Annotated in this window: 24 protein-coding genes; 15 read left to right on the top strand and 9 right to left on the bottom strand. The window is 60.4% G+C overall.

What is annotated here, in order from left to right; all coding sequences use genetic code 11:
* Positions 1 to 326: 326 nt before the first annotated feature.
* Entirely contained in the window at positions 327 to 593 is a 267-nt protein-coding gene (gene rpsT, locus HP556_RS26980; protein ID WP_068729934.1) for a 30S ribosomal protein S20, read from the bottom strand.
* A gap of 355 nt (positions 594 to 948) precedes the next feature.
* On the opposite strand from rpsT, the gene HP556_RS26975 reads away from it, so the two are divergent.
* The 4 genes from HP556_RS26975 (at position 949) to HP556_RS26960 (ending at position 4,144) form a co-directional block, all read left to right on the top strand.
* Positions 949 to 1,263, top strand: a complete 315-nt coding sequence (locus HP556_RS26975) for a hypothetical protein (protein ID WP_068729932.1) — start codon at positions 949 to 951, stop codon at positions 1,261 to 1,263.
* Between the two features lie 184 nt (positions 1,264 to 1,447).
* Positions 1,448 to 2,104 carry a peptide-methionine (S)-S-oxide reductase MsrA gene (gene msrA / locus HP556_RS26970; protein ID WP_175369224.1) on the top strand — a complete coding sequence of 219 codons (657 nt, stop codon included), beginning with the start codon at positions 1,448 to 1,450 and terminating at the stop codon, positions 2,102 to 2,104.
* Between the two features lie 183 nt (positions 2,105 to 2,287).
* Complete coding sequence (locus HP556_RS26965; RefSeq protein ID WP_089263414.1) at positions 2,288 to 2,914, top strand: polysaccharide biosynthesis/export family protein; 627 nt, start codon at positions 2,288 to 2,290, stop codon at positions 2,912 to 2,914.
* Between the two features lie 228 nt (positions 2,915 to 3,142).
* Positions 3,143 to 4,144 (top strand): Bug family tripartite tricarboxylate transporter substrate binding protein, encoded by a 1,002-nt coding sequence (locus tag HP556_RS26960; protein ID WP_175369223.1) that lies wholly within the window; start codon positions 3,143 to 3,145, stop codon positions 4,142 to 4,144.
* 162 nt (positions 4,145 to 4,306) lie between these two features.
* On the opposite strand, the gene HP556_RS26955 is transcribed toward HP556_RS26960, so the two are convergent.
* The gene (locus tag HP556_RS26955; protein ID WP_175369222.1) at positions 4,307 to 4,978 is read right to left on the bottom strand and encodes a dienelactone hydrolase family protein; all 672 of its coding nucleotides are present in this window, start codon (positions 4,976 to 4,978) and stop codon (positions 4,307 to 4,309) included.
* Between the two features lie 75 nt (positions 4,979 to 5,053).
* Entirely contained in the window at positions 5,054 to 5,395 is a 342-nt protein-coding gene (locus tag HP556_RS26950; protein ID WP_093757685.1) for a hypothetical protein, read from the bottom strand.
* Positions 5,396 to 5,609: 214 nt separating this feature from the next.
* Between HP556_RS26950 and HP556_RS26945 the strand changes: the two genes are divergently transcribed.
* Positions 5,610 to 6,704: an HD-GYP domain-containing protein gene (locus tag HP556_RS26945; RefSeq protein ID WP_089263417.1), complete on the top strand. Its 1,095-nt coding sequence runs from the start codon at positions 5,610 to 5,612 to the stop codon at positions 6,702 to 6,704.
* Between the two features lie 12 nt (positions 6,705 to 6,716).
* On the opposite strand, the gene HP556_RS26940 is transcribed toward HP556_RS26945, so the two are convergent.
* Both HP556_RS26940 and HP556_RS26935 read right to left on the bottom strand, forming a co-directional pair.
* Positions 6,717 to 8,312 (bottom strand): AMP-binding protein, encoded by a 1,596-nt coding sequence (locus HP556_RS26940; protein ID WP_175369221.1) that lies wholly within the window; start codon positions 8,310 to 8,312, stop codon positions 6,717 to 6,719.
* Between the two features lie 122 nt (positions 8,313 to 8,434).
* Positions 8,435 to 8,848, bottom strand: a complete 414-nt coding sequence (locus HP556_RS26935; protein WP_175369220.1) for a VOC family protein — start codon at positions 8,846 to 8,848, stop codon at positions 8,435 to 8,437.
* Between the two features lie 154 nt (positions 8,849 to 9,002).
* On the opposite strand from HP556_RS26935, the gene HP556_RS26930 reads away from it, so the two are divergent.
* Entirely contained in the window at positions 9,003 to 9,992 is a 990-nt protein-coding gene (locus tag HP556_RS26930) for a Bug family tripartite tricarboxylate transporter substrate binding protein (protein ID WP_089263420.1), read from the top strand.
* A 155-nt stretch (positions 9,993 to 10,147) separates the two neighbouring features.
* The gene (locus HP556_RS26925) at positions 10,148 to 10,408 is read left to right on the top strand and encodes a DUF3551 domain-containing protein (RefSeq protein WP_246297920.1); all 261 of its coding nucleotides are present in this window, start codon (positions 10,148 to 10,150) and stop codon (positions 10,406 to 10,408) included.
* A gap of 24 nt (positions 10,409 to 10,432) precedes the next feature.
* On the opposite strand, the gene HP556_RS26920 is transcribed toward HP556_RS26925, so the two are convergent.
* Positions 10,433 to 11,113: a spermine/spermidine synthase domain-containing protein gene (locus HP556_RS26920; RefSeq protein WP_175369219.1), complete on the bottom strand. Its 681-nt coding sequence runs from the start codon at positions 11,111 to 11,113 to the stop codon at positions 10,433 to 10,435.
* Positions 11,114 to 11,538: 425 nt separating this feature from the next.
* On the opposite strand from HP556_RS26920, the gene HP556_RS26915 reads away from it, so the two are divergent.
* A complete protein-coding gene (locus HP556_RS26915; RefSeq protein WP_231078751.1) occupies positions 11,539 to 11,868 on the top strand; it encodes a GCG_CRPN prefix-to-repeats domain-containing protein in 330 nt (109 codons plus the stop codon).
* A 160-nt stretch (positions 11,869 to 12,028) separates the two neighbouring features.
* On the top strand, positions 12,029 to 13,555 hold the full coding sequence (hutH, locus tag HP556_RS26910; protein WP_120287548.1) for a histidine ammonia-lyase: 1,527 nt from the start codon (positions 12,029 to 12,031) through the stop codon (positions 13,553 to 13,555).
* A 15-nt stretch (positions 13,556 to 13,570) separates the two neighbouring features.
* On the opposite strand, the gene fliI is transcribed toward hutH, so the two are convergent.
* The 3 genes from fliI to HP556_RS26895 are packed head-to-tail and all read right to left on the bottom strand — an operon-like array spanning position 13,571 to position 16,485.
* Complete coding sequence (gene fliI / locus HP556_RS26905) at positions 13,571 to 14,902, bottom strand: flagellar protein export ATPase FliI (protein WP_175369218.1); 1,332 nt, start codon at positions 14,900 to 14,902, stop codon at positions 13,571 to 13,573.
* 28 nt (positions 14,903 to 14,930) lie between these two features.
* Positions 14,931 to 15,701, bottom strand: coding sequence for a flagellar basal-body rod protein FlgF (flgF, locus tag HP556_RS26900; protein WP_093757679.1), 771 nt, complete (start codon positions 15,699 to 15,701; stop codon positions 14,931 to 14,933).
* Between the two features lies 1 nt (position 15,702).
* Complete coding sequence (locus HP556_RS26895) at positions 15,703 to 16,485, bottom strand: DUF1217 domain-containing protein (protein ID WP_175369217.1); 783 nt, start codon at positions 16,483 to 16,485, stop codon at positions 15,703 to 15,705.
* Between the two features lie 154 nt (positions 16,486 to 16,639).
* On the opposite strand from HP556_RS26895, the gene motA reads away from it, so the two are divergent.
* Genes motA through flhB form a run of 6 tightly spaced genes read left to right on the top strand, consistent with a single transcriptional unit; the run spans position 16,640 to position 21,331 of the window.
* Complete coding sequence (gene motA / locus HP556_RS26890; protein WP_256461226.1) at positions 16,640 to 17,545, top strand: flagellar motor stator protein MotA; 906 nt, start codon at positions 16,640 to 16,642, stop codon at positions 17,543 to 17,545.
* Entirely contained in the window at positions 17,545 to 18,480 is a 936-nt protein-coding gene (locus tag HP556_RS26885; protein WP_089263426.1) for a FliM/FliN family flagellar motor switch protein, read from the top strand. Before motA ends, HP556_RS26885 begins: the two co-directional genes overlap by 1 nt.
* Positions 18,461 to 18,745 (top strand): hypothetical protein, encoded by a 285-nt coding sequence (locus HP556_RS26880; RefSeq protein ID WP_093757678.1) that lies wholly within the window; start codon positions 18,461 to 18,463, stop codon positions 18,743 to 18,745. The genes HP556_RS26885 and HP556_RS26880 overlap by 20 nt, the downstream gene beginning before the upstream one ends.
* A gap of 33 nt (positions 18,746 to 18,778) precedes the next feature.
* A complete protein-coding gene (fliN, locus tag HP556_RS26875) occupies positions 18,779 to 19,177 on the top strand; it encodes a flagellar motor switch protein FliN (protein WP_175369216.1) in 399 nt (132 codons plus the stop codon).
* A gap of 27 nt (positions 19,178 to 19,204) precedes the next feature.
* Positions 19,205 to 20,242, top strand: coding sequence for a flagellar motor switch protein FliG (locus HP556_RS26870; protein ID WP_093757676.1), 1,038 nt, complete (start codon positions 19,205 to 19,207; stop codon positions 20,240 to 20,242).
* Between the two features lie 12 nt (positions 20,243 to 20,254).
* Positions 20,255 to 21,331, top strand: a complete 1,077-nt coding sequence (gene flhB, locus HP556_RS26865; protein WP_175369215.1) for a flagellar biosynthesis protein FlhB — start codon at positions 20,255 to 20,257, stop codon at positions 21,329 to 21,331.
* Positions 21,332 to 21,370: the final 39 nt, after the last annotated feature.

Raw genomic sequence — 21,370 nt, 5'->3', positions numbered from 1 at the left:
GCTATGCCGATAAGTGATTAGAGCCGCGCGTTTTTTTCTGTGCGTTGAGTCAGGGTAACCCTAGACATCGGACTCGTGCTGGCGGCGTGGCGCTGTTGCTTTTTCAGAATCACGCTGACGCAAGCGATAACGCGGATTGGCACTCGGTGTGATGCGTTGTGCGTTCCGGCTGTGCCGTTGAAGAGACATGACGAGACGCGCATCGCGCAAGCGCGCGGCGGTCTTTGCGCTTCATCAGAATTTGTGACGCGATAGCGCGAACGCATTGCGGCATAAAAAAAGCCCGGCGTGAAGCCGGGCTTTTTGGAAAGAATGTTGTCGTCAGATTACTGCGCGAGCTTCGCGATCTGATGGACGAGACGCGAGACCTTGCGGCTTGCGAGATTCTTGTGAACGAGGTTGCGCTGAGCAGCCTTCATCAGTTCGGGCTCGGCGAGCTTCATCGCCTTCAGCGCCGCTTCGCGGTCGCCGCTCTTGATCGCCGCCTCGACGGTGCGGACTGCACCGCGCATCTGGGTGCGGCGGGACTTGTTGACGATGGTGCGGCGGGCAATCTTGCGCGTCGCCTTCTTGGCGGAGGTCGTATTGGCCATATCTCACTATCCTTCAGCAGCGTCCCGTCTCGGGCGCCGGGCTGATTGACGTCTGCCGCTCGACTGCGGCCAACGCTGATCTGTTTCCGGGGTGTTCCTGAAAATGCTATCCCCGGAGCGGCAAAGCTCACGCGTTTCGAAACTCACGGGGCGCGCCGCTCAAAGAACAGCGGCGGCGGGATTGCGCCCACCGCCATTGGCGCTCCTTATAGAGTGCCCGATTTCCACCGTCAACGCCTTCCGGCTGCGCCTTTAGACGAAAAACAGCCGCAGAGTGGCGGTTAAGTTGCTGATGAGGTTGAATTTCTCGGGTTTGCCCGGTATTGCCGGGGGTGAGAGCGATGAGGGGATTCGGATGATCCGCGGGTTTTTCCGCCTGATAGGGCTGTTATTGCTGGCCGGTGGGTTCGTGTTCCTGGTCTATGATGGGGCGCGCTCGATTGCCGATCAAGCGCTGCGGCTGACCCGGCTCGGGGAGTTCTGGAACGACATCAACCAGGCCAGCCAGCGTTCCTTCCAGGCGATGGTCGATGCCAATGCGCCGTTCCTCAGCGGGCTTCTCAAATTGCTGCTCAACCAGCCGGCCTGGGCCGTCATGGGCGTGCTCGGCATCGTGCTGATGCTGTTGTTTCGGCCAAGCAAGCCGTTGATCGGCTATTCGCGGAATTGAACGGCGCTCGACGACGTAACACACCTGCCGTTTCCCTCGTAGATACCTATATTGCCATCTGAGATACGCCGCGCGGCAGGAGTGAATCCGGTTCTGCCTCGCCGGTGCTGTTGGCCCTCAGATCTGCGCGTTCGTCCAGCGAACCGGAGTCCACTTCGTTCGCGAGCGCGCCGGGAGATGATCCATGCTTTTCATGCGCAAGACCGCTGCATTGCCGACCGCCGCCGAAGCACTGCCCGGTCGCGATACGCCGATCCCCACTGCCAAGCATCACTTCGTCAATGGCAGCAACATCCAGCCGCCCTATCCAGAAGGAGTTGAGCGGGCGGTGTTCGGGCTCGGTTGCTTCTGGGGTGCTGAGCGCAAGTTCTGGGAGCTCGGCGACGGCATCTATACGACCGCGGTCGGCTATGCCGGCGGCTTCACGCCGAACCCGACCTATGAAGAGACCTGCTCGGGCCGTACCGGTCACACCGAAGCGGTGCTGGTGGTGTTCGATCCGAAGAAGGTTTCTTACGAGCAGTTGCTGAAAACGTTCTGGGAGAGCCACGATCCGACCCAGGGCATGCGTCAGGGCAACGACATCGGCTCGCAGTATCGTTCCGCGATCTACACCTTCAGCGATGCACAGCGCGATGCCGTCGCAGCGTCGAAGGCGGCGTATCAGAAAGCACTGTCCGCGAAGGGCCTCGGCACCATCACCACCGAGATTGCGCCGGCCGGGAAGTTCTACTTTGCCGAGGACTATCACCAGCAGTATCTGGCAAAGAACCCCGGCGGCTATTGCGGTCTCGGCGGCACCGGTGTGTCGTGCCCGATCGGGGTCGGCGTCACGGCCTAAGCTGACCACGGCTAAGTGTAGATAAACAACGTCAAAAGCCCGCTTTCGGAGCTCCCGAAGGCGGGTTTTTTGCTGCCTGATGGAAGGCCATGACAACGGAATTTTAACCATAAGAGGCCAAAACCGAGGCTGCCTCTATGAGGGATATGTCCAGTGTCGTCTGCCCGCGCGTTTCGTCTGCCCATGATTGTCGCGGTTGCCGCGCTGGCTTTGTCCGGCTGCATGCGGAGACCAGGTCCTGTTGCAGTGGTTGCGCCGGCTGCCGATCTCGACACGCTCGCTTACGGTCGCCCGGGTTACGGGCCGGCAGCAGTGCCGGTTGCTTATGCTCCCCCGGTCTCGACCTATGATGCGCAGTACAAGCTCGATGCCGGCGACAAGCTGCGCGTCGTGGTTTACGGCCAGGAAGGTCTCACCAATTCCTACGCCATCGATGCCGGTGGCGCGATCACCATGCCGCTGATCGGCCGCGTGCCGGCGCGCGGCATGACGCCCGCTGGGCTGGCTGCGAGCATCACCGGCCGCCTGCGTAATGGCTTCATTCGCGAGCCGTCGGTGGCTGTCGAAATCGAAGCCTACCGTCCGTTCTTCATCCTCGGTGAAGTTGCCGCTCCTGGACAGTATCCCTACGTGCCCAATATGAGCGTCGAGAGCGCGATCGCCATTGCCGGTGGCTTCTCGCCACGCGCCAAGCGTGATGAAGTCACGCTGACCCATACCACCGTCGAGGGCTCGTACCGCGCCGTGGTGCCATTGGGCACGCCGATCAATCCCGGTGATACGGTGCTGGTCAGCGAGCGCTGGTTCTGATCGCACGCATCGATCGCGGTCATCACCTCACACGCGATTTTCTCCGCTTCACGGAATAGACGCGCTTTCCCGCGATGAAATTGGCTGCGATGTATCGGCGCATTGGCGTCAGGATACGCGTTGCTCTGTATCAGAATCGTCTCCCGCCCTGTAGCAATGATCAAGCGAGGCCAACTCGCTGAAAATGCGCCGCCATGTCGGCACATATGGATATCAGGGGGAGAAGAGATGAAGACCAGTCCGCCGGTCAACGTGATGCGCGGCGTCACTCTGGCAGCCATCGTGGCGCTGGGAGCGGCGCTGTCTTCGCAAGCATCTGCGCAGACGGCGCAATCCTATCCCGATCGGCGCATTACTTTCGTCGTGCCCTATGCACCCGGTGGTGCCACCGATGTCGCGGCGCGCCTACTGGCGCAGAAGCTGCAGGAGTCCTGGAAGCAGACCGTCACCGTGGAGAACAAGCCGGGCGCCGGTGGCGTGATCGGCAACGATTTCGCTGCCAAGGCTCCGGGCGACGGCTACACGGTGCTGATCGCAATCACGCAGATCATCCAGGCGCCGAGCCTGATGTCGAAATTGCCCTACGATGCGTTCAAAGATCTCGCGCCCGTCACGCAGGTCGCGATCTCGCCGATCGTGCTCGTCGTGCCCGAAGCGCAGCCGATGAAGTCCGTGAAGGAACTGGTCGATCTTGCCAAATCCAGTCCCGGAAAATATCCGTACGGCACTTTTGGCAATGCCACGACGTCGCATCTTTATGGCGAGCTTCTGAAGAAGAACACCGGCATTGATATGACCCATGTGCCGTATCGTGGCGCCGCGCCGCTCTTGAACGACTTGCTCGGCAATCAGGTCACGGCGGCCTTCCTCGACTTCACCACGGCCGGTCCGCAGCTCGAAGCCGGCAAGATCCGTCCGCTCGCGGTGGGCGGCGAGAAACGCAAGCCCAAGCTGCCGAACGTGCAGACCATGGCCGAACTCGGCTATCCCGGTTTCGAGGCTGAAGGCTGGGTCGGCGTCTTCGTGCCAGCAGCGACGCCGAAGGACATTGTGAGCAAGCTGTCGGCCGAGCTCAGTCGCATCATCAATTCGCCGGAGGGGACCGCCGGCCTGCAGGCGGTCAATCTCGTTCCGGTCGGTGACAGCCCCGAATCTTTCGAGAAGAGCCTGCGTCGCGACTTTGAGCGCTGGGCAACGGTGGCAAAGACAGCGGGCGTGAAGGGCGAGTGATATTCCAATCTCTCCCGACTGGCAGGGAAAGATCGAGGCTGCTCCCTCTCAGTCGTCATACCCGGGCCTGACCCGGGTATCCAGCTTTGCCCAAGCGCCTGTTGGTGCCGCAAAGGTGGATTGCGGGGTCAAGCCCGGCAATGACGTGGAGAGGGCGGCGGCTTACTTCAGATGCTTCGCAAGGAACGCGAGGCTCCGTTCTCTCGCAACATCCGCGCTGGCTTTGTTGTAGCTGGCGCGCTGATCGCAATTGAAGCCGTGTTCGGCACCGTCATAGACGAAGATCTCCACATCTGGCCGCTTGGCGCGGATGGTCTCGACGTCCGACAGCGGAATGCCGTGATCCTTTTCGCCGAAATGCAGCTGCGTCGGGACGGTCGGCTTGTCGTCGGCAAAGCGCACCACGGCGCCGCCGTAATAGCCGATGGCGGCGCTGAGGCCCGTCAATTTCGTGGCGGCGGCGAAGGCAATGCTGCCGCCAAGGCAGAAGCCGATGATGCCGACATTGCCGATATCCCCAACGGAATCGATCGCGGCCTGGGTATCGCGCAGCATCGCGGGCCAATCCGGATTAGCAACGAACTTGCGCGCGATGGCGATTTCCTCGGGCGAATAACCGGACTGGAAGTTGGGTTCGGTGCGATCGAAGATCGACGGCGCCACCGCAACATAGCCTTGCACAGCGAAGCGATCGCAGACCGTGCGGATGTGGTCGTTTACGCCGAAGATCTCCTGGATCACCACCACGGCGCCCTTGGGCTTGCCCTCAGGCTGGGTGCGGTAGGCGCCGAGTTTGAAGCCGTCAGATGCAGTCAGCGTGATGTCTTGTCCCACGAGGTATTCCATATCGTTGTTAAGGGGTGAGGTCTGTTTGGCGCGGACGACAGCACGGGTCTACTCACAAAGCGGCTACTGCCACATCCAATGCCGGCCCCAGTCGCCCTTCCAGCCGGTCAGGCGTCCCTTGCGAAACTGGAGATAGAGGCGGTCGCGGCGGTCGAAGAAGCCGCTGCCGCCGAAGGTGCGGATAGCCAGATAGATCTCATCGCCCGGTCGGCCGCTGACATAGGTTAGCGGGGTGCCCAAGATACGGGCGGCGTCATCCGCCGCCATCCCAAAAGCCAGCGGGGTGGCGTTCGAAAGGGTTGCCGTGAATGGCAGATCGGGCCTCGTCCCGGCGGGCTGCCCGTGGGCTGGAACCGTGACGGCGAGGGCGGTCGCGACGCCGAGGATGAACCTGATGGTCTTCATGGCGCGATTGTTTTCCGGATCGGATTCCGGCGCAAGGCGGCATTGCTTAAAGTTTTCGCGAAAGCCCTAACCGACTGATAGTGCTATCCGCCGGAATGAAACCTTCCGGGGGGCGATCAGGAAGCATTAACAATACCCATTAAGCTTCAAGAACCCTGTTCCAAGGTATGTATGTCCTGCTTGCGGCCCGTTCGCCGCAATAGATCGAGGGCATATGACCGCTTCAGTCAACCAATCGCCGGCGCGCCGCCGACTGCTTCTGGCATCGGACCGCAGCGATCACAGCAGCGAACTCGTCGATATCCTGCAGAAGGTCGGCGAAGTCGATGTTGTCCCAACGTCAGCCATTCCGGAGACACCGCCCAGCGAGCTGTCGGGTATCGTGGTCGATATCAATCTGCGTTCGGCAGAGGCCGTGCAGCGCGTGCGCAACAAGCTGCGCCACAAATCCTATGAAGCGATACCGCGCCTGTTCGTACTGGCCGACTCGCTGCATCACGGATCCATGCAGGCCTGGGCGCTCGGCGCCACCGATACGATCGCGCGGCCGTTCGATGCACGTGGCATCATGCAGCGTATCCGCGCCGCGTTTCCGAACCCGCATGACGAGGACTTCTCCGCCCGCGGGAAGGCGCTGAATCGCGGCGTCGAGGCGGCGCATGCGGTCATGGTCAAGATCTTCGAGAAGCTGCCCGCCGGCGTTCCGCTCACCTTCAACGACGTGATGCAGGCCGAGAACCAGATTCTGAAGGCCATCAAGCGCACATCGCTGCGCGAATGGCTGGCCGCCGTCGGCCGTCATCATAATCACAGCTATCGTCACTGCCTATTCGTGACGGGGTTCGCGGTGGCCTTTGCGCAGCATCTCGGCATGCGCGACGAAGATCAGCGCCGCCTCACGCGCGCGGCCCTCGTCCATGATGTGGGCAAGGCCTTCATCCCGGTCTCGATCCTGGACAAGCCGGGTAAGCTCACCGAGGACGAGACGCTCGAGATGCGCAAACATCCGCGTCTCGGCTTCGAAGCGCTGGTGGCGCAGGGCAGTTTTCCGCGCGAGATGCTCGACGTGGTGCTGCATCACCACGAATTCCTGGATGGCAGCGGCTACCCCGATGCGCTGGCCGGCGACCAGATCAGCGACATCGTTCGCCTTATGACCATCGTCGACATCCACGCGGCTCTGGTGGAGCGGCGTGCGTATCGCATGGCCTTCACGCATGCCAAGGCGTTCGAGATCATGGAGCAGATGGGCGACAAGATCGACCAGCAACTGCTACAAGTGTTCCGCCCGGTGGCGCTCGGCGCGTAAGCGCCGTTCGCCTCAGGCCAGCAGCTTGCGCAATTCCGCCTTGGCCACTTTTTCAAGCGTCGAACGCGGCATCTCATCCACGAAGTGGATTTCGCGCGGCACCTTGAAATCCGCCAACCCGCGCTTGCAAGCCGCCATGACACTCTCATGCAGCGCTGGTGGTGCCTGCGCGACGCCGGCATGCGGGATGATGAAAACCACCGGCACTTCATCCAGCATGGGATGTTTTTTGCCGACGACGGCGGCTTCGCGCACGCCGGGCACGGTGATGACGACCTGTTCGATCTCCGATGCGGCAACGTTCTCGCCGCCAACTTTCAGCATGTCCTTCGCACGGTCACCAAACTTGATATAGCCGCGCTCGAGTAGCGTGACGCGGTCGCCAGTGATGAAGAAGCCGTTCGCGTCGAAGCTGTCTGAAGTCGCGGCCTCGTTGTGCAGATATTCCTTGAACAGCGATAGGCCGGGAATGCCCTTGATCGTGAGATTGCCGGTCTCACCCACGGCAGTCGGCGTGCCGTCGTCGTTGGTAACGCGGATGCCATATTCGGTTGCGGCGCGGCCGATGGCCATCGGCGTATTGGGCTGGTCGACCTCGCCAATAATGCCGTGGGTGATGGTCTCGGTCATGCCCCACCAGCCGATGATCTTGACGTTAAATTTCGCGAAGGCGGGCGGATCGCAGAACGAGGCTCCCCACAGACGGAAGTGATGATGCTTCGGCACGTCGTGCTCGAGCAGCGCCTTCATGCAGAACGGGATCGTCGACAGCCAGGTCGCGCGATGTTCGAGCGCCACGTTCCAGAACCGGCGCGCGGAAAAACGCGGCTGAAGCACGAGGGAGGCACCGACCCACAACGTCGCCAGCATCGAATAGGCCAGTGCATTGGTATGAAACAGCGGCAGATAAGTCATATGCGTATCAAACGCATGCAGGTCCTGATGCGCAGCATTTACCTTGCCGCCCCACAGCGCATTGGCATGGGTCCACAGCACCGCTTTGGGCCGCGATGTGGTGCCTGACGTATATTGGACGCTACAATGCGCCCACGGGTCGACCGGGCGGCGCGGACGATCGGCGCTGTCAGCGAACAGGGATTCGAACCGCTCAGCCTTGCCCACTGCATGGCCGTCGGCCGACGCGCCGGCGTTGTGCGACGTCACCGCGATCCAGCGCAGCTTGCGGCAATTGGCGGCGACGAGTTCGGCATAGGATGGCTGGGTGATTGCCGCGACCGCGCCGCAGTGATCCGCAAAATATTCGATCTCCGCAGCCGACGAACGGGTATTCGTGGTGACCGCGATGGCGCCGAGTTCGACACAGGCGAACCAGGCCAGCAACGTCTCGACGCAATTGTCGAGATGGATCAGCACATAGTCGCCCTGGACGATGCCGCGTTGGGCAAGGCCTGCGGCAAGTGCGCCGACGCGATCGTAGAATTCGCCATAGGTCCATGGCCGCGCCGGTGCATCGAATGGCGACCAGATGATGAAAGGGTGATCGCGACGCGTCTCGGCGTGCATGCGCAGCAGCCACGGCACGTCCATGCCGTCGAACGGGCCGATCGAACCGGGAATCATGGCGGGATTCGTCGCGGGGTGGGGCATGCATCCTCCGTCGAAAGCCGCCGGAGCGACCGCTTACGCGGGTGCGGCCTTCTTATTCTTATTTTTACGGAAGATGTTGTGCCATCAGCGGCGGCAGCGCGCAAACCGCAACGCGTGCAGGATCAGCCTATTTCGTAAGACGAAATTTCAATCAGGCTGCCATCGGGATCCCGGCAATAGACCGAGCGCAAGGTGCCGCGCGCGCCCTGTTTGGCCACCGGGCCTTCCTCGATAGCAACATCGCAAGCGCCGAGATGCGCGATCACGGCGTCGGGCGGTGATGCAGTGAGAAAACAGAGGTCGTCACTGCCGGCCATCTCATGATCCGCCGTGAACCACTCGACCTTATCGGCGCCGATCGGCCGCAGATTGATCTTTTGCACGCCAAAACTCACCGATGTGCGGGGCAACTTGCCCGGACCGGGATCGAACACCTTCACCTCCATGCCCAGGACGCGTTGATACCAGGTGGCTGAGCGCTGGACGTCAGTGACATTCAGGACGAGATGATCGAGGGCCGTGACGGTGAGGGACATGAAATGGTCCTTGGCGTTGCCTTGACGTTTCTTTGGGCTGGTGCCGCAGTAGTGTCGCACTGGCCGATAGTTGAATTGTTTGGTAGATACGGCCGTTGTCAATTCAACACACGCTGACCGCGCGCAAAGTTGCGGCAGCCGGAGGGAATAAAATATGACGTCACGTCGTGCCGCGATCGGTCTGATTGCGCTTGGCTTTTCTGCTTTTACTGCAACCGCTCTCGTTCCCGTCAGCTCGGCGCTGGCCGTGGATTATCCGACGCGGCCAGTACGTTTCGTTGTCGGCTATCCCGCTGGCGGTGCAACCGATATTCTAGCTCGGCTGATCGGGCAGAAGCTATCCGAGCGAACCGGCCAGCAATTCGTCGTCGAAAATAAGCCGGGCGCGGGCAACAATATCGGCACCGAATCTGTCGTGAATGCAGAACCCGACGGCTACACGATCCTGCTGGTCAATCCGGCGAACTACATCAACGCCACGCTTTATGGGAAGCTGAGCTTCAATTTCGTGCGTGATATCGCGCCTGTCGCCGCCTTCCATCGCACCGCCAATGTGATGACCGTCAACAAGGACATCACGGCGAAGACCGTCGGGGAATTCATCGCCTATGTGAAGGCCAATCCGGGCAAGGTGAACATGGCGTCGTCGGGCAACGGCACCTCGGTGCATCTATCCGGTGAGATGTTCATGATGCTGTCGGGCGCCAAGATGCAGCATGTGCCCTATCGCGGTGCTGCGCCGGCGATCACCGACATGCTCGGCGGTCAGGTCCAGGTGATCTTCGACAACATGCCGTCAATCATCCAGCATATCCGCTCGGGCAGCCTTCGTGCGCTGGCGGTGACGACCACCGAGAAGTCGTCGCTGTTACCCGATGTGCCGACCGTTGCGGAAACCGTGCCGGGTTATGAGGCCAGCGCTTTGTTCGGCATGGGTGCGCCGAAGAAGACGCCGCCAGAGATCATCGCCAAGCTCAACGCCGACGTAAATGCGGTGCTGGCCGATCCGGCCGTCAAGGCCAAGCTGATCGATCTCGGCGGCGAACCGTTGATCGGACCGCCGGAAGCCTTCGGCAAGATGATCGTCGCGGAGACCGAGAAGTGGGAGAAAGTGGTCAAAGCCGCGGGCCTTAAGGTCGAATGAACCCATGCGGCACTAGAGTGTCTAACCCTCGTGATTGCGCCAGTATAAGTGCGTGATCACGAGACCGGGATGTACCGGAGCCTGCGGGAACGTTCATCCGCAGGCTCTGTTGTTTTCTGGAGATGTCACAGGACCGCTGCCGCGGAGGAAAAGACATGATGCGTAATCTGATGCTGGCCGTGCTGGCTGTTGGTGGTGTTTCGGCCACGGTTTCCAGCCCTGCAGCTGCCGCCCCGACCTATCCCTACTGCATCCAGTCGCAGGCTTTCGGAACCGATTGTTCCTATCCGAGCTATGAAGCGTGCCAGGCCACCGCATCCGGCCGGGGCGTCGACTGCATCGTCAATCCGCGTCTGGCGTTCAGCCCGCAGCCTTATGCCGAACCGCGCCGCAGTCGGCGTTCGGTTGCCTATTAAAACCCATCTTCACGGCGGCAACGGCTATATTTTTGGCTTCGTCGCCAACCAGATGACATGACGGGCGCCACCGCGTGTGCCGGTGGCGCGGATCTTGATTTCCTCGGCGTTGAAGCCTGCCTTGCCGAGGAGTGCCGTGAATTTGTCATATGGAAATGACGACCAGACGGCCAGCACGCCGCCCGGACTGAGCGCGGCCTGGGCCGCGCGCAACCCTTTCAGGTCATAGAGCGCATCATTCGATTTTCGCGTCAGGCCTTCGGGCCCGTTATCGACGTCGAGCAGGATCGCATCATATTTGCCGCGTGCGCTGCCAATGGCCTTGACCACATCGCCTTCAATAATCTCCACGCGTGGATCGCTCAGGCTGTCGCCGGATAGCTCGGCCATTGGGCCACGCGCCCAGGCGACGATCGCGGGCACCAGTTCGACCACCGTGATCTTCGCCTTCGGGCCGAGCACCTTTAGCGCAGCGCGCAATGTAAAGCCCATGCCATAGCCGCCGATCAAAAGCCGCGGCGCCTTCATGTCCTTGAGGCGAAAGCAGGTGAGTGTCGCCAGCGCTTCCTCGGAGCCGAACAGCCGACTGCTCATCAACTCGTTCTGGCCGAGCTTGATGGTGAACTCTTGCCCGCGCTGCATCAGGCGCAGCGGCACGCCGCCGCCGGGTACTTCGGTCGTATCGATCAGTTTCCAGGGTAGCACGGGTGTCTTTCATCAAGCGATTGCGCGGCGGCCCGTGGTAGCGCGAGAACCGAGCTCCACGCAACTCAGCTATCATGCAAAGGCCTTGCGGCAATTGAAGTCGCTCGTGTCGCAGCACTTCGATCGCAGCGGGATCGGATGCAGGGTTCCGGTCTCTGGAATAGCTCCAACACGTCGCTGCATCTTCGTTTAAAGGGAACTACACTGATGGAGTACTTCGCGCGGCAGCTCCGTTCGCCGTTCTTAACGGGCGGATAACTAACCGAACGGGTTGTGCCGGTGCATTGATAGAACGGAATTGCCAACGGTATCTGGTGCCTCTAAGCAGAATGAAGACCAATGCATCTTCGGGTTGCGCATCGCGCGGCAAGGCGAAGACGCTTTCGTCGGGGCCGAGTGATCTTCAACTCATCGAGAGGAATAGAATGACCAAAATTCTGCACATGATGGCGGCATGTCTCGTCGCCATGTTCATCGTCTCGACGCAGGCAAGTGCTGCGCCGATGATGGGCCAGAGCATCGCTGTCGAAGCGCACGTGATCCCGGTTGCGGGTGGTTGCGGTCCGAACGGCTGGCGCGGTCCCTATGGTGGCTGCCGCTATACACCTTATTACGGCCCACTCCCGGGCGGCTACTATCAGGAAGCTCCCGTAATGGGGAACGGCTGCCCTCCCGGTTACTGGCGCGGTCCGTGGGGCCACTGCCGCAACACGCCCTATCACGGCAATCTGCCGGGCGGCGGCTGGAAGCCATAAGGCAAACGTGACGCTGCGTCGCACGTCGCAGCGCACGATCTGACTGTCGATCAGCTGAAAGGCCAGCCGCAAGGCTGGCCTTTTTGTTGCGCGCAAACATTGAAGCGCAGCGTTGAATGTGTTGCCTTGGGCCATCTACAGATGGCCTGGAGACACTTTAATGACGATGCGATTCACACCGGGTACGGTGACGCTGGCGGACTGGCGGTCGATCTATCGGGGGGCAGTACCAGTTCTCGATGGGAGCTGTATTCCCCGCATCAATGCCAGTGTTGCGGCAGTTGCCCGGATCGTCGCCAAGGGCGAACCCGTCTATGGCATCAATACAGGCTTCGGAAAGCTTGCACATGTCGGCATAGAAGCCGAAAGCATCACGGCCCTCCAGAAAAACATCGTGCTGTCGCATTGCGTGGGCGTCGGCGATCCAGCGCCAGCGCCGGTGGTGCGGCTGATGATGTGCCTCAAGCTTGCGAGCCTGGCACAGGGTTTCTCCGGCGTCCGCATGGAGACGGTCCAGTTGCTCAGCGCCATGATTGCGCATGACATCACGCCCATCGTGCCCGCGCAGGGATCAGTCGGTGCTTCCGGCGATCTGGCCCCGCTCGCGCATATGGCGTCGGTCATGATCGGCGTCGGCGAGGCGCTGACGACGTCCGGGCGATTGCCGGCGACGGAGGCGCTCGCTAGTGCGGGTCTGCAGCCGATCGAGCTGCGGGCCAAGGAAGGACTGGCGCTGCTGAACGGCACGCAGTTCTCGACGGCCTATGCACTTGCGGGATTGTTCGAGGCCGAAATCCTATTCAGGACCGCACTCGTCAGCGGTGCCTTGTCCACCGACGCCGCGCGTGGCTCGGATACGCCGTTCGATCCACGCATCCATCAACTGCGCAAACATGGAGGGCAGATCGTTTCGGCCCAGGCATTGAAGGAACTTCTCGCCGGCAGCGCGATTCGCGAGTCGCACCGCACCGGCGACGTCCGTGTTCAGGATCCTTATTGCCTCCGCTGTCAGCCGCAGGTGATGGGCGCCGCGCTGGACGTTTTGCGACAGGTGGCCACCACACTTCTCACCGAAGCGAATGGCGTCTCTGACAATCCTCTGGTCTTTGCCGAGGACGATATCGCGATCTCCGGTGGCAATTTCCATGCAGCGCCGGTTGCCTTTGCGGCGGATATGATGGCGCTTGCGATCTGCGAGATCGGATCGATCTCAGAGCGCCGGATCGCCATGCTGGTGGATCCGGTGTTATCCGGTGTGCCCGCGTTCCTGACACCGAAGCCGGGGCTTAATTCCGGCTTCATGATCGCGCAAGTGACGGCCGCGGCGCTGGTATCTGAGAACAAGCAGCGGGCTTATCCTGCCAGCGTCGACTCGATCCCGACATCTGCCAATCAGGAAGACCACGTTTCGATGGCAGCGCATGCGGCGCGCCGGCTGCTGCCGATGATCGAGAATGCAATGGCCGTCATTGCCATCGAGCTCCTGGCGGGTGCGCAAGGTTGCGATTTTCATGCGCCGCTGAAGTCCAGCGATCGTTTGGAGAGCGTTCGCGCACGTATCCGGGCAGACGTCGCCCATCTCGACGAGGATCGATATTTTCACGACGACATTCAGAAGTCGCTGCGCCTTGTGCGATCCGGTGCGATCGTCGCGGCAGCCAATCTCGATACGATCCCGGGTGTCTAGAACGCGGGAGCGCAGTTAGCCGATTGCGGTCTTGATCACGCTGAGCAATTCCTGGAACGGCTCCGCGCAGGACGGATCGGTCGGGTGCTGTTGCAGCACGTCGTAGATCTTGGGCACGAGCTGGACGGCCTGATCGAGTTCACTGTCGCGGCCGGGCTGATAGCCACCCATCAGGCGAAGGTCGCGGGTGTCCTCAAAGCGGGCGATCATGGCGCGCAGCTTACGCACCAGATTAGCTTCCTCCGGCGACCACACATGCTGGCCGAGGCGCGACACCGATGACAGCACATTGACGGCCGGATAGCGGCCTTGATCGGCGACGTCGCGATCGAGCATGATGTGCCCGTCCAGCGTACCACGCACCGTATCTGCCACGGGCTCGTTGTGATCGTCACCATCGACCAGCACGGCAAAGACGCCGGTAATGGAGCCCTGGCCTTCGAGGCCCGGTCCTGAACGCTCGAGCAGCCGCGGAAGTTCGCTGAAGACACTCGGCGCATAGCCGCGTGCGATCGCCGGCTCGCCGGTAGCGAGCGCGACTTCACGGGATGCGTGGGCGAAGCGCGTTACCGAATCGACGATCAACAGCACCGATTCACCGCGATCGCGGAAATATTCGGCGATGGTCATCGCCGTCTTCGGCGCCAGTCGACGCATCATCGGGCTTTCGTCGCTCGTTGAGACGACTGTGATCGCGCGGGTCCTGTGATGGACCAGCGATTCTTCGAGAAATTCACGTACTTCTCGTCCACGCTCGCCGACAAGTGCAGTGACGACGGTGTCGAAGCCGGCGCTGCGTGCCAGCATCGAAAGAAGGGTGGTTTTGCCGACGCCGGAACCAGCGAAAATGCCGATGCGCTGGCCGATACAGAGCGGTGTGAACAGATCCACGACGCGGACGCCGGTACGGAGCGGCTTGCTCACGCGCGAGCGGCTCATCGCTGGCGGGGGATTAGCATCCGTTTGCATCTCGCGCTCGCCGACCGGCATGTCGCCGGCGCCATCCAGTGGCTCACCGAGCGCATTGATGACGCGACCTTTCCAGGCCGGATGTGGAGACAGTGTCTTGGGAGGCATTCGGAAGGCGGGAACGCCGAGGCCGGCAGCAAAGTGGGAATCGAATGGTTTGGCCGTTACGCCGTCAGTATCGATCCGCACGACCTCACCGAGATGAACCTGCTTGTCGATTTCCAGTCCGATCAATTCACCGAGCCTGACATAGCGCGACAGGCCGGAGACGCGAAAATGCGTCGGCGTCACCTCGGACACCATGCCACCGACACGAACCGTGGGCACGTCCCGGCGCAGGGTTGCGATGGTCGATTCGAGTTTTTCAAGCGCGTTCATCGAGCTCTCCCGCCGGTCACATCAGGCATCAGGCTTTTGGATCGCCCAACGTGCGAATGGCGTTCTGCATGGTACTTTCGGAATTGTCGATCAATGAGCTGACGCTCTGGAAGGTGCGCTGTGCGGTCATCATCTGTGTGAGTTCTGTCAGAGGATCGACATTTGATCCTTCGACGTAGCCCTGCTGAAAGCCGACCGTGACGAAGTCGAGCGCGGTGGTCGCCGGCTTGCTCGGAATCACGCCTGACGTTCCGAATCGTTCCAGCTTTGCGTCCGGAGCGATGTCAAACAGGCCAAGCTGACCGACCTGGATTCGGCCCTGCGAAATGGTGCCGTCGCGCACGATCGTCAGCGGGCCGGCGTCGGGATCGACGATGATCGGCGTGCCGCCAGAATCGAGGATTGGATAGCCGGTGAGGGTCTGAAGCTGCCCGTTGATGTCGATCTGCATGCGGCCATCGCGCGTATAGACGGTGCCGTTCGGCCCAGCAAACGCCATCCACGTCGTGTGGCCGGGATCGGGGCCGCCGGGGTACGCGGCCATACTGTTTCCGGTAACCGCGACGTCCAGGGTATTGCCGGTCTGGGTAATAGCGCCTTCCTTGCGTGAGATGAAATTCTCGCCGGGCGAGGAGAACGCGACCGCCTGCGTTGCTGCGCGCGACATTGCAGTCTCGAACTTCACCGCGTCGGCACGGAACGCGGCGGTCTTCATATTGGCCATGTTGTTGGCAATGGTTTCGAGTCGCTTCTCAAGCGAGACCTGGGCCGAGAGGCTGACATAGAGCGCTGATTGCATTTTATCGTCCGATTTTCAGGTTCTGCAGGGTCGTCAGCACATCCGTGCTGAGGCCCATTTCGAGCGGCTGCGTGATGAAGGTGCTTGAAGCCGACTGGGTGGTGGACGTTCCGTTCTCCATCTCCCACATCACCGAAAAACGCTGGAGGAACGTCTGCAGCTTTTCGGGGGTCTGGAAATCCGCGATGTCGACTTTCGCGCTGAGCATATTCGCCTGTTTGTCGACATCCGCCATCGAGGTCATCGGTGAGATGCCAAGCGCGATCTGGGCGACCTTGATCAACGCCGGATCAGCAAGAATCTGATAGATGCTGGTGATCTTGGGCGCCTTGCGCTCGAAATAGAGTGCCAGACGAACGCCTTCATTTTGCGATCCGGCGTCTTCCTCGAGTTGCTGCCGGACGTATTTCTCGACGGTGCCGACCTGCGCGGCGGTCGTGCTCGTCGCCTGGTCACCCAGTTTGGCGAAGTCGAATGCAGTGGCGAATTCGCGGTAGCGGGCGTCGGAAAGCTTGTTGGCGAATGTGGTCGAGCTGGCAACACCTTCCGTAAGAACCTTGCGCATGAACGCCTTGGCATAGGTCATGTCGCTCAACCCGTAAGCCTTCATGGCATAGCTGAACAACCGATAGTCGCCGACGAACTCGTCGATCGTCTTCACATCGCGGATGTGTGACAGGTAGTATTCCGTGTCCTTCGACACGTCCGGCTTCTCCATCGTCTGCTGCAACGATTTGACAATATTCTTGGAGATCAGCTGGTAGCTTGCGATTGTCGAGACCATCGGCAGTGGGTTCCCAGTCTGCGGGCGCATGCGGCGAGACTGGCCCCAAACTCCCCGCACAAGCTTGCGCGGGGCTGGCCGCCGCAGGCCGATGTCAGCCTCGTGCAAGCATCGTTGCCTAAGTGAATCGTATCCTCAATTTGGAGCGGTGCGCTTGAGCATTCTCTTTGGTGTCATTATCACACTCGCCAGTCTGATCGGCGGCTTCACCGCGATGGGCGGGCATCTCAGCGTGATATGGCAGCCCTGGGAGTTCGTCATCATCATGGGGATGTCGCTGGGCACCTATGTCATTGCGAATCCCTGGAAAACCGTGGTCGACACCGGCCGCGCCACCGTGCAGGCATTGACGGTCGCAGTGCCGAAGCAACGCCATTACCTCGATCTGCTCGGGCTTCTGCATTCTCTGATGCGCGAGGTACGAAACAAGGGTCGCAACGAGGTGGAAGCTCATATCGACGATCCATCATCGTCAGAAATATTCACCGCCTTCCCGACCGTTCTCGCCAATGAGCCGCTTCTGCACTTCATCTGCGACTACTTCCGCCTGATCATCATGGGCAGCGCGCGGCCGCATGAGATCGAAGCGCTGATGGACGAGGAAATCGAAACCATCATTCGCAGCAAGATGAAACCATATGGCTCGCTGATGATGGTGGCCGAAGGACTGCCGGCGCTCGGTATCGTCGCCGCGGTACTCGGCGTCATCAAGGCGATGGGCGCTCTCGACCAATCCCCGAAATTGCTCGGCGGCTTCATCGGCGCAGCTCTGGTCGGCACATTCGCCGGCATCTTCTTGTCCTACGGTCTTGTCGCGCCGCTGGCCCACAAGATCAAGCTGGTGCGCGAGCAGCGCGCGCGGATGTATGTAATCGTCAAGCAGTCACTGCTCGCCTTCATGAACGGGGCCCTGCCGCAGATCGCGATCGAACACGGCCGCAAGATGATCGGCCCCGGTGAACGCCCGTCGATTGATGTCGTCGAAAGCGAAACCATCTCCGGCGGTCCCGCGAAGGCGGCACCTGCTGAATCCTCGGCGAAAGCGGGAGCACGGGCCTGATGTCAGAAGTAAAGTCAGGCCGCGTAGATCAAGGATCAGATCAACTTTTAGGGGCTGCCGGAATTTCCGTCGAACGCATGCCGATGCTGCATGTGATTTTCGACCAGATGACGAATCTTTGTGCCGAAAGCCTGCGATCCATGTCGCCCTCGCAGTCGTATTTCTCGCTAAGCAGCGTGGGCAGCGATCGCCTCTCCGATATCCTCGATCGCTATGAGGGCGAAGCCATTGCCGCGGTGTTCTATGCGCAAGCATGGGATGCGCGCATCCTGATCGGTTTCGATCGCGATTTCGTCTACACCATGATCGAGCTCCTGTTCGGCGCCGATGGTGCGGAGCCGCCGCTGGATATGCCGCGGGTATTCTCGAATGTGGAGTTGCATGTCGCGCAATCGCTGTTCGAGCGCTTTGGCAAGGCGTTGCAGGCGTCATTCGACCGCGCTTCCGACGTGACGTTCAACCTGGAACGTGTCGAGACGCGCATGGACTATCTTGCGATCGGCCGCCTCAACAACATGGCCGTGTGTGCGAAGATCCTGCTGCAGGGTCTCGATCGCGGCGGCGAGATGTTCATCGTCATTCCGCACGCAGCGCTTAATCCGATCCGGCAGTCGCTGTCGCAAATCGTATCCGGTGAGTCGGCATCCACCGATCCGAACTGGAGCCGTCAGTTGCACAGCGAGATCAAACGGACTGAAGTCGTTCTGAAGGCGGTTCTCGAAGAGCGACAGTTTACTCTCGGCGAGGTCGCGAAATTTCACGTCGGCCAGGTGCTCAAGCTTAACGCCACGCCGGACACGATGGTTCGCCTCGAATGCAATGATCAACGCCTGTTCTGGTGCCAGCTCGGCCAAATGAATGGCGTCTATTCACTGCAGGTCAAGGAATCGGCCGACCAAAAACGGGAATTTATCGATGGTATCCTCGCTCGTTGACATCATCCTTTTTGCGGCTCTGCTCTTCACGAGCATTCGCGTTACCAAGATGCATCGTGAACTCGTGAAGTTGCGCGCACATCAGGGGGAGTTCACTGCGGTGGTCGGCAAGACCAATGAGACGGTGGACGACATGGTATTGATGGTACGCGAATTCAGTTCGGACGGACGGCAAATGGTTCAGGCGCTTGGCGACAAAATAGATGAGGCGCGCAAAGCTATCGCGGAAATCGATACTCGCACTGCGGCACAAAATCCGGCTTAGGCCAAGATCTGAGTTTTCAAGAAGGCAGGGGATATGAAGCAACCATTCGATATCGATCCAGTAAGCGCAGCGACCGCTACAGCTAGCGACCCGCTCAAGGCTGACGGCGCGTCGTTCGGCAAACTGGCAGATCTCGCGGCTCGCGCTGCCGAGGAAACCAGCCGGCTGACAAATCTTGAACCTATCCTGCGCATCCCGGTCACGGTGCAGGTGCTGCTCGGCTCAGCCACCATGCCGGTCGCGGATCTGATGAAGCTTGGCCGTGGCGCAGTGATTCCGCTCGATCACCGTGTGGGCGAGCCTGTCGAAGTCGTCGTCAACGGACGCATCGTTGCGCGCGGTGCGGTCGTGGTCGTGGAAGACGAAAATTCGCGTTTCGGTGTATCGCTGACGGAAATCGTCGGAGGAGCGGCCGGGGATCCGGACGCTTAAAGAGATTTTCCCAAAGAGATATTCCTAATGGCATTCAATGCACCTGCTAAGCGCGCCGGCACCAGCATCAAACCGCTGGGTGGTACCGAGAAAGCGGCAGCTCTTTTGCTGGCCATGGGGCGTGAGCTCTCGGGCGGCCTGCTTCGGGAGTTCGATCCCGAAGAGATCAAACTGGTCACGCGCGCTGCCGCTGAGCTCAAGCCCATCTCGGGGCCTGAGCTCGAGGCGATCATCGAGGAATTCGCTCAGAATTTCTCGGAAGGTCCGAATATCTTCGGCACTGTCGGTGAGCTGGAGAAGCTGCTCAACGGTGTGCTGCCGCCGGAACAGATTACTGACATCATTTCCGAAGTTCTGGGCAACAAGACCAAGTCAGTTTGGGAGCGTATCTCTCTCGTCTCGGAAAGCCTGCTCGCCAACTATCTTCTCAAGGAGCATCCGCAAACCGCGGCACTCATTCTCTCGCGGGTGAAGCCGGCATGTGCTGCCCGCGTGATGAGTCATCTTCCGCCGGATATCCGGCACGACCTGATGCGGCGCATGCTTAGCCTCAAGCCGGTTGTCGAGGATGCCATGGGCATTATCGAGAAAACGATGCACGAAGACTTCATGATCAACTTCGCTCGGAACCTGGCATCCGACACCTATCCGCGCATGGCTGACATCATCAACAAGATGGAGCGGACGCAGATGGAGGAATCGCTGAAGAACCTCACCGAATCGCGGCCGAAGTCGGCCGAGATTCTGAAGGGCATGCTGTTTACCTTCGACGACATCGTGAACCTGACCGCCAAGGCACGCATGCTGATCTTCGATCAGGTGCCGACGGACCGTGTGGTGATGGCGCTCAAGGGATCGGATACGACATTCCGCGAGCTCATTCTGTCGTCGCTCGCCTCACGCACTCGTCGTCTGGTGGATCACGAACTGGCAAACGGTATCCCCGCCAATCAGCGCGAGATCCTGGATGCCCGGCGCGCCATTACCGATCTTGCGCTCGATATGGCCGGACGCGGCGAAATTGAACTCAACCCCGATCAAGAAGATCAGCCGGTATTCACCTGAAGATAGAGCATTGTGTCTGACGAACCCGATAAGGACAGTAAAACCGAAGAGGCGACAGAGAAGAAGGTTCGTGATTCCGTCGAGAAGGGCCAAATCCCGGTCTCGCGCGAAGCGCCGATTTTCGCCTCTATGCTCGCACTGCTGATTATTCAAAGCTTTCTGACCACCGACAACGTCAGAAAGCTGACTTTCACTTTAGCCCGATTGATCGACGATCCGTCGGGCATCCGCATCCGTAATGGAACGGATGCTATTGAGTTGCTCACCGCGGTCGGTATGAGTGCGGCGGGACTGGTTATTCCGATTGTTATCGTCCTGATGCTGGCCGGGCTGGCGTCATCTTTCCTGCAGAACGCACCGCGAATTGTGTTCGATCGCATCCAGCCGGAAGCCTCGCGCATCTCAATAGCGAAAGGTTGGGGCAGAATCTTCGGTGCGCAGGGGCGTGTGGAATTCGGAAAGTCGGTCTTCAAGTTCGTCGCTATCAGTCTGGTCGTGATGATCGTCCTGCGGGCTGAGGAGGCCGTGGCCGTGAATGCATTGTTTAGCGATCCGGCGGCCGTTCCGGAATTGGTGCTGACTACCGCAATGCGGCTCGTCTCCGCCATCAGCATTGCAACTATTGTCCTGGTATCGCTCGATCTCGTCTGGGCGCGCTTCCATTGGCGCCGCGAACTGCGCATGACGAAGCAGGAGATCAAGGACGAGTTCAAGCAGGCTGAAGGCGATCCGATCGTCAAATCACGGTTGCGTTCGTTGGCGCGTGATCGCGCTCGCAAGTCGATGCTGGCGGCCGTTCCGCGCGCCACGCTGGTGATCGCGAATCCTACGCATTACGCGATTGCGCTGAAGTACAAGCAGGGCGAAGACGCTGCGCCAACGGTGCTTGCAAAGGGGCAGGACCTGATCGCGCTGAAGATCAGGGAAATCGCCGAGAAGAATGGTGTCCCGGTGGTGGAAGACAAGATGCTGGCGCGCTCGATGTATGATGTTGCTTACATCGACAAGATGATCCCGGCGGAGTTTTTCCGTCCTGTCGCAGAAATCATCTACTTCCTGCATTCGCGCAAGCAGAAGACGAATGCGTAAGCGCTCCGTGCATGTCGTGATGCGCATCTCCAGCCTCGG

The organism is Tardiphaga robiniae, from assembly GCF_013359755.1.
GTDB lineage: Bacteria > Pseudomonadota > Alphaproteobacteria > Rhizobiales > Xanthobacteraceae > Tardiphaga > Tardiphaga robiniae.
The sequence above is the reverse complement of the archived record's forward strand: the minus strand, read 5'-3'. Positions and strand labels throughout refer to the sequence as shown.

What these genes read in the sequence shown, in the direction of transcription:
- rpsT (WP_068729934.1), bottom strand. Translation starts at nt 593, where the DNA reads ATGGCCAATACGACCTCCGCCAAGAAGGCGACGCGCAAGATTGCCCGC.
- HP556_RS26975 (WP_068729932.1), top strand. Translation starts at nt 949, where the DNA reads ATGATCCGCGGGTTTTTCCGCCTGATAGGGCTGTTATTGCTGGCCGGT.
- msrA (WP_175369224.1), top strand. Translation starts at nt 1,448, where the DNA reads ATGCTTTTCATGCGCAAGACCGCTGCATTGCCGACCGCCGCCGAAGCA.
- HP556_RS26965 (WP_089263414.1), top strand. Translation starts at nt 2,288, where the DNA reads ATGATTGTCGCGGTTGCCGCGCTGGCTTTGTCCGGCTGCATGCGGAGA.
- HP556_RS26960 (WP_175369223.1), top strand. Translation starts at nt 3,143, where the DNA reads ATGAAGACCAGTCCGCCGGTCAACGTGATGCGCGGCGTCACTCTGGCA.
- HP556_RS26950 (WP_093757685.1), bottom strand. Translation starts at nt 5,395, where the DNA reads ATGAAGACCATCAGGTTCATCCTCGGCGTCGCGACCGCCCTCGCCGTC.
- HP556_RS26945 (WP_089263417.1), top strand. Translation starts at nt 5,610, where the DNA reads ATGACCGCTTCAGTCAACCAATCGCCGGCGCGCCGCCGACTGCTTCTG.
- HP556_RS26940 (WP_175369221.1), bottom strand. Translation starts at nt 8,312, where the DNA reads ATGCCCCACCCCGCGACGAATCCCGCCATGATTCCCGGTTCGATCGGC.
- HP556_RS26935 (WP_175369220.1), bottom strand. Translation starts at nt 8,848, where the DNA reads ATGTCCCTCACCGTCACGGCCCTCGATCATCTCGTCCTGAATGTCACT.
- HP556_RS26930 (WP_089263420.1), top strand. Translation starts at nt 9,003, where the DNA reads ATGACGTCACGTCGTGCCGCGATCGGTCTGATTGCGCTTGGCTTTTCT.
- HP556_RS26925 (WP_246297920.1), top strand. Translation starts at nt 10,148, where the DNA reads ATGATGCGTAATCTGATGCTGGCCGTGCTGGCTGTTGGTGGTGTTTCG.
- HP556_RS26915 (WP_231078751.1), top strand. Translation starts at nt 11,539, where the DNA reads ATGACCAAAATTCTGCACATGATGGCGGCATGTCTCGTCGCCATGTTC.
- hutH (WP_120287548.1), top strand. Translation starts at nt 12,029, where the DNA reads ATGACGATGCGATTCACACCGGGTACGGTGACGCTGGCGGACTGGCGG.
- fliI (WP_175369218.1), bottom strand. Translation starts at nt 14,902, where the DNA reads ATGAACGCGCTTGAAAAACTCGAATCGACCATCGCAACCCTGCGCCGG.
- flgF (WP_093757679.1), bottom strand. Translation starts at nt 15,701, where the DNA reads ATGCAATCAGCGCTCTATGTCAGCCTCTCGGCCCAGGTCTCGCTTGAG.
- HP556_RS26895 (WP_175369217.1), bottom strand. Translation starts at nt 16,485, where the DNA reads ATGGTCTCGACAATCGCAAGCTACCAGCTGATCTCCAAGAATATTGTC.
- HP556_RS26885 (WP_089263426.1), top strand. Translation starts at nt 17,545, where the DNA reads ATGTCAGAAGTAAAGTCAGGCCGCGTAGATCAAGGATCAGATCAACTT.
- HP556_RS26880 (WP_093757678.1), top strand. Translation starts at nt 18,461, where the DNA reads ATGGTATCCTCGCTCGTTGACATCATCCTTTTTGCGGCTCTGCTCTTC.
- fliN (WP_175369216.1), top strand. Translation starts at nt 18,779, where the DNA reads ATGAAGCAACCATTCGATATCGATCCAGTAAGCGCAGCGACCGCTACA.
- HP556_RS26870 (WP_093757676.1), top strand. Translation starts at nt 19,205, where the DNA reads ATGGCATTCAATGCACCTGCTAAGCGCGCCGGCACCAGCATCAAACCG.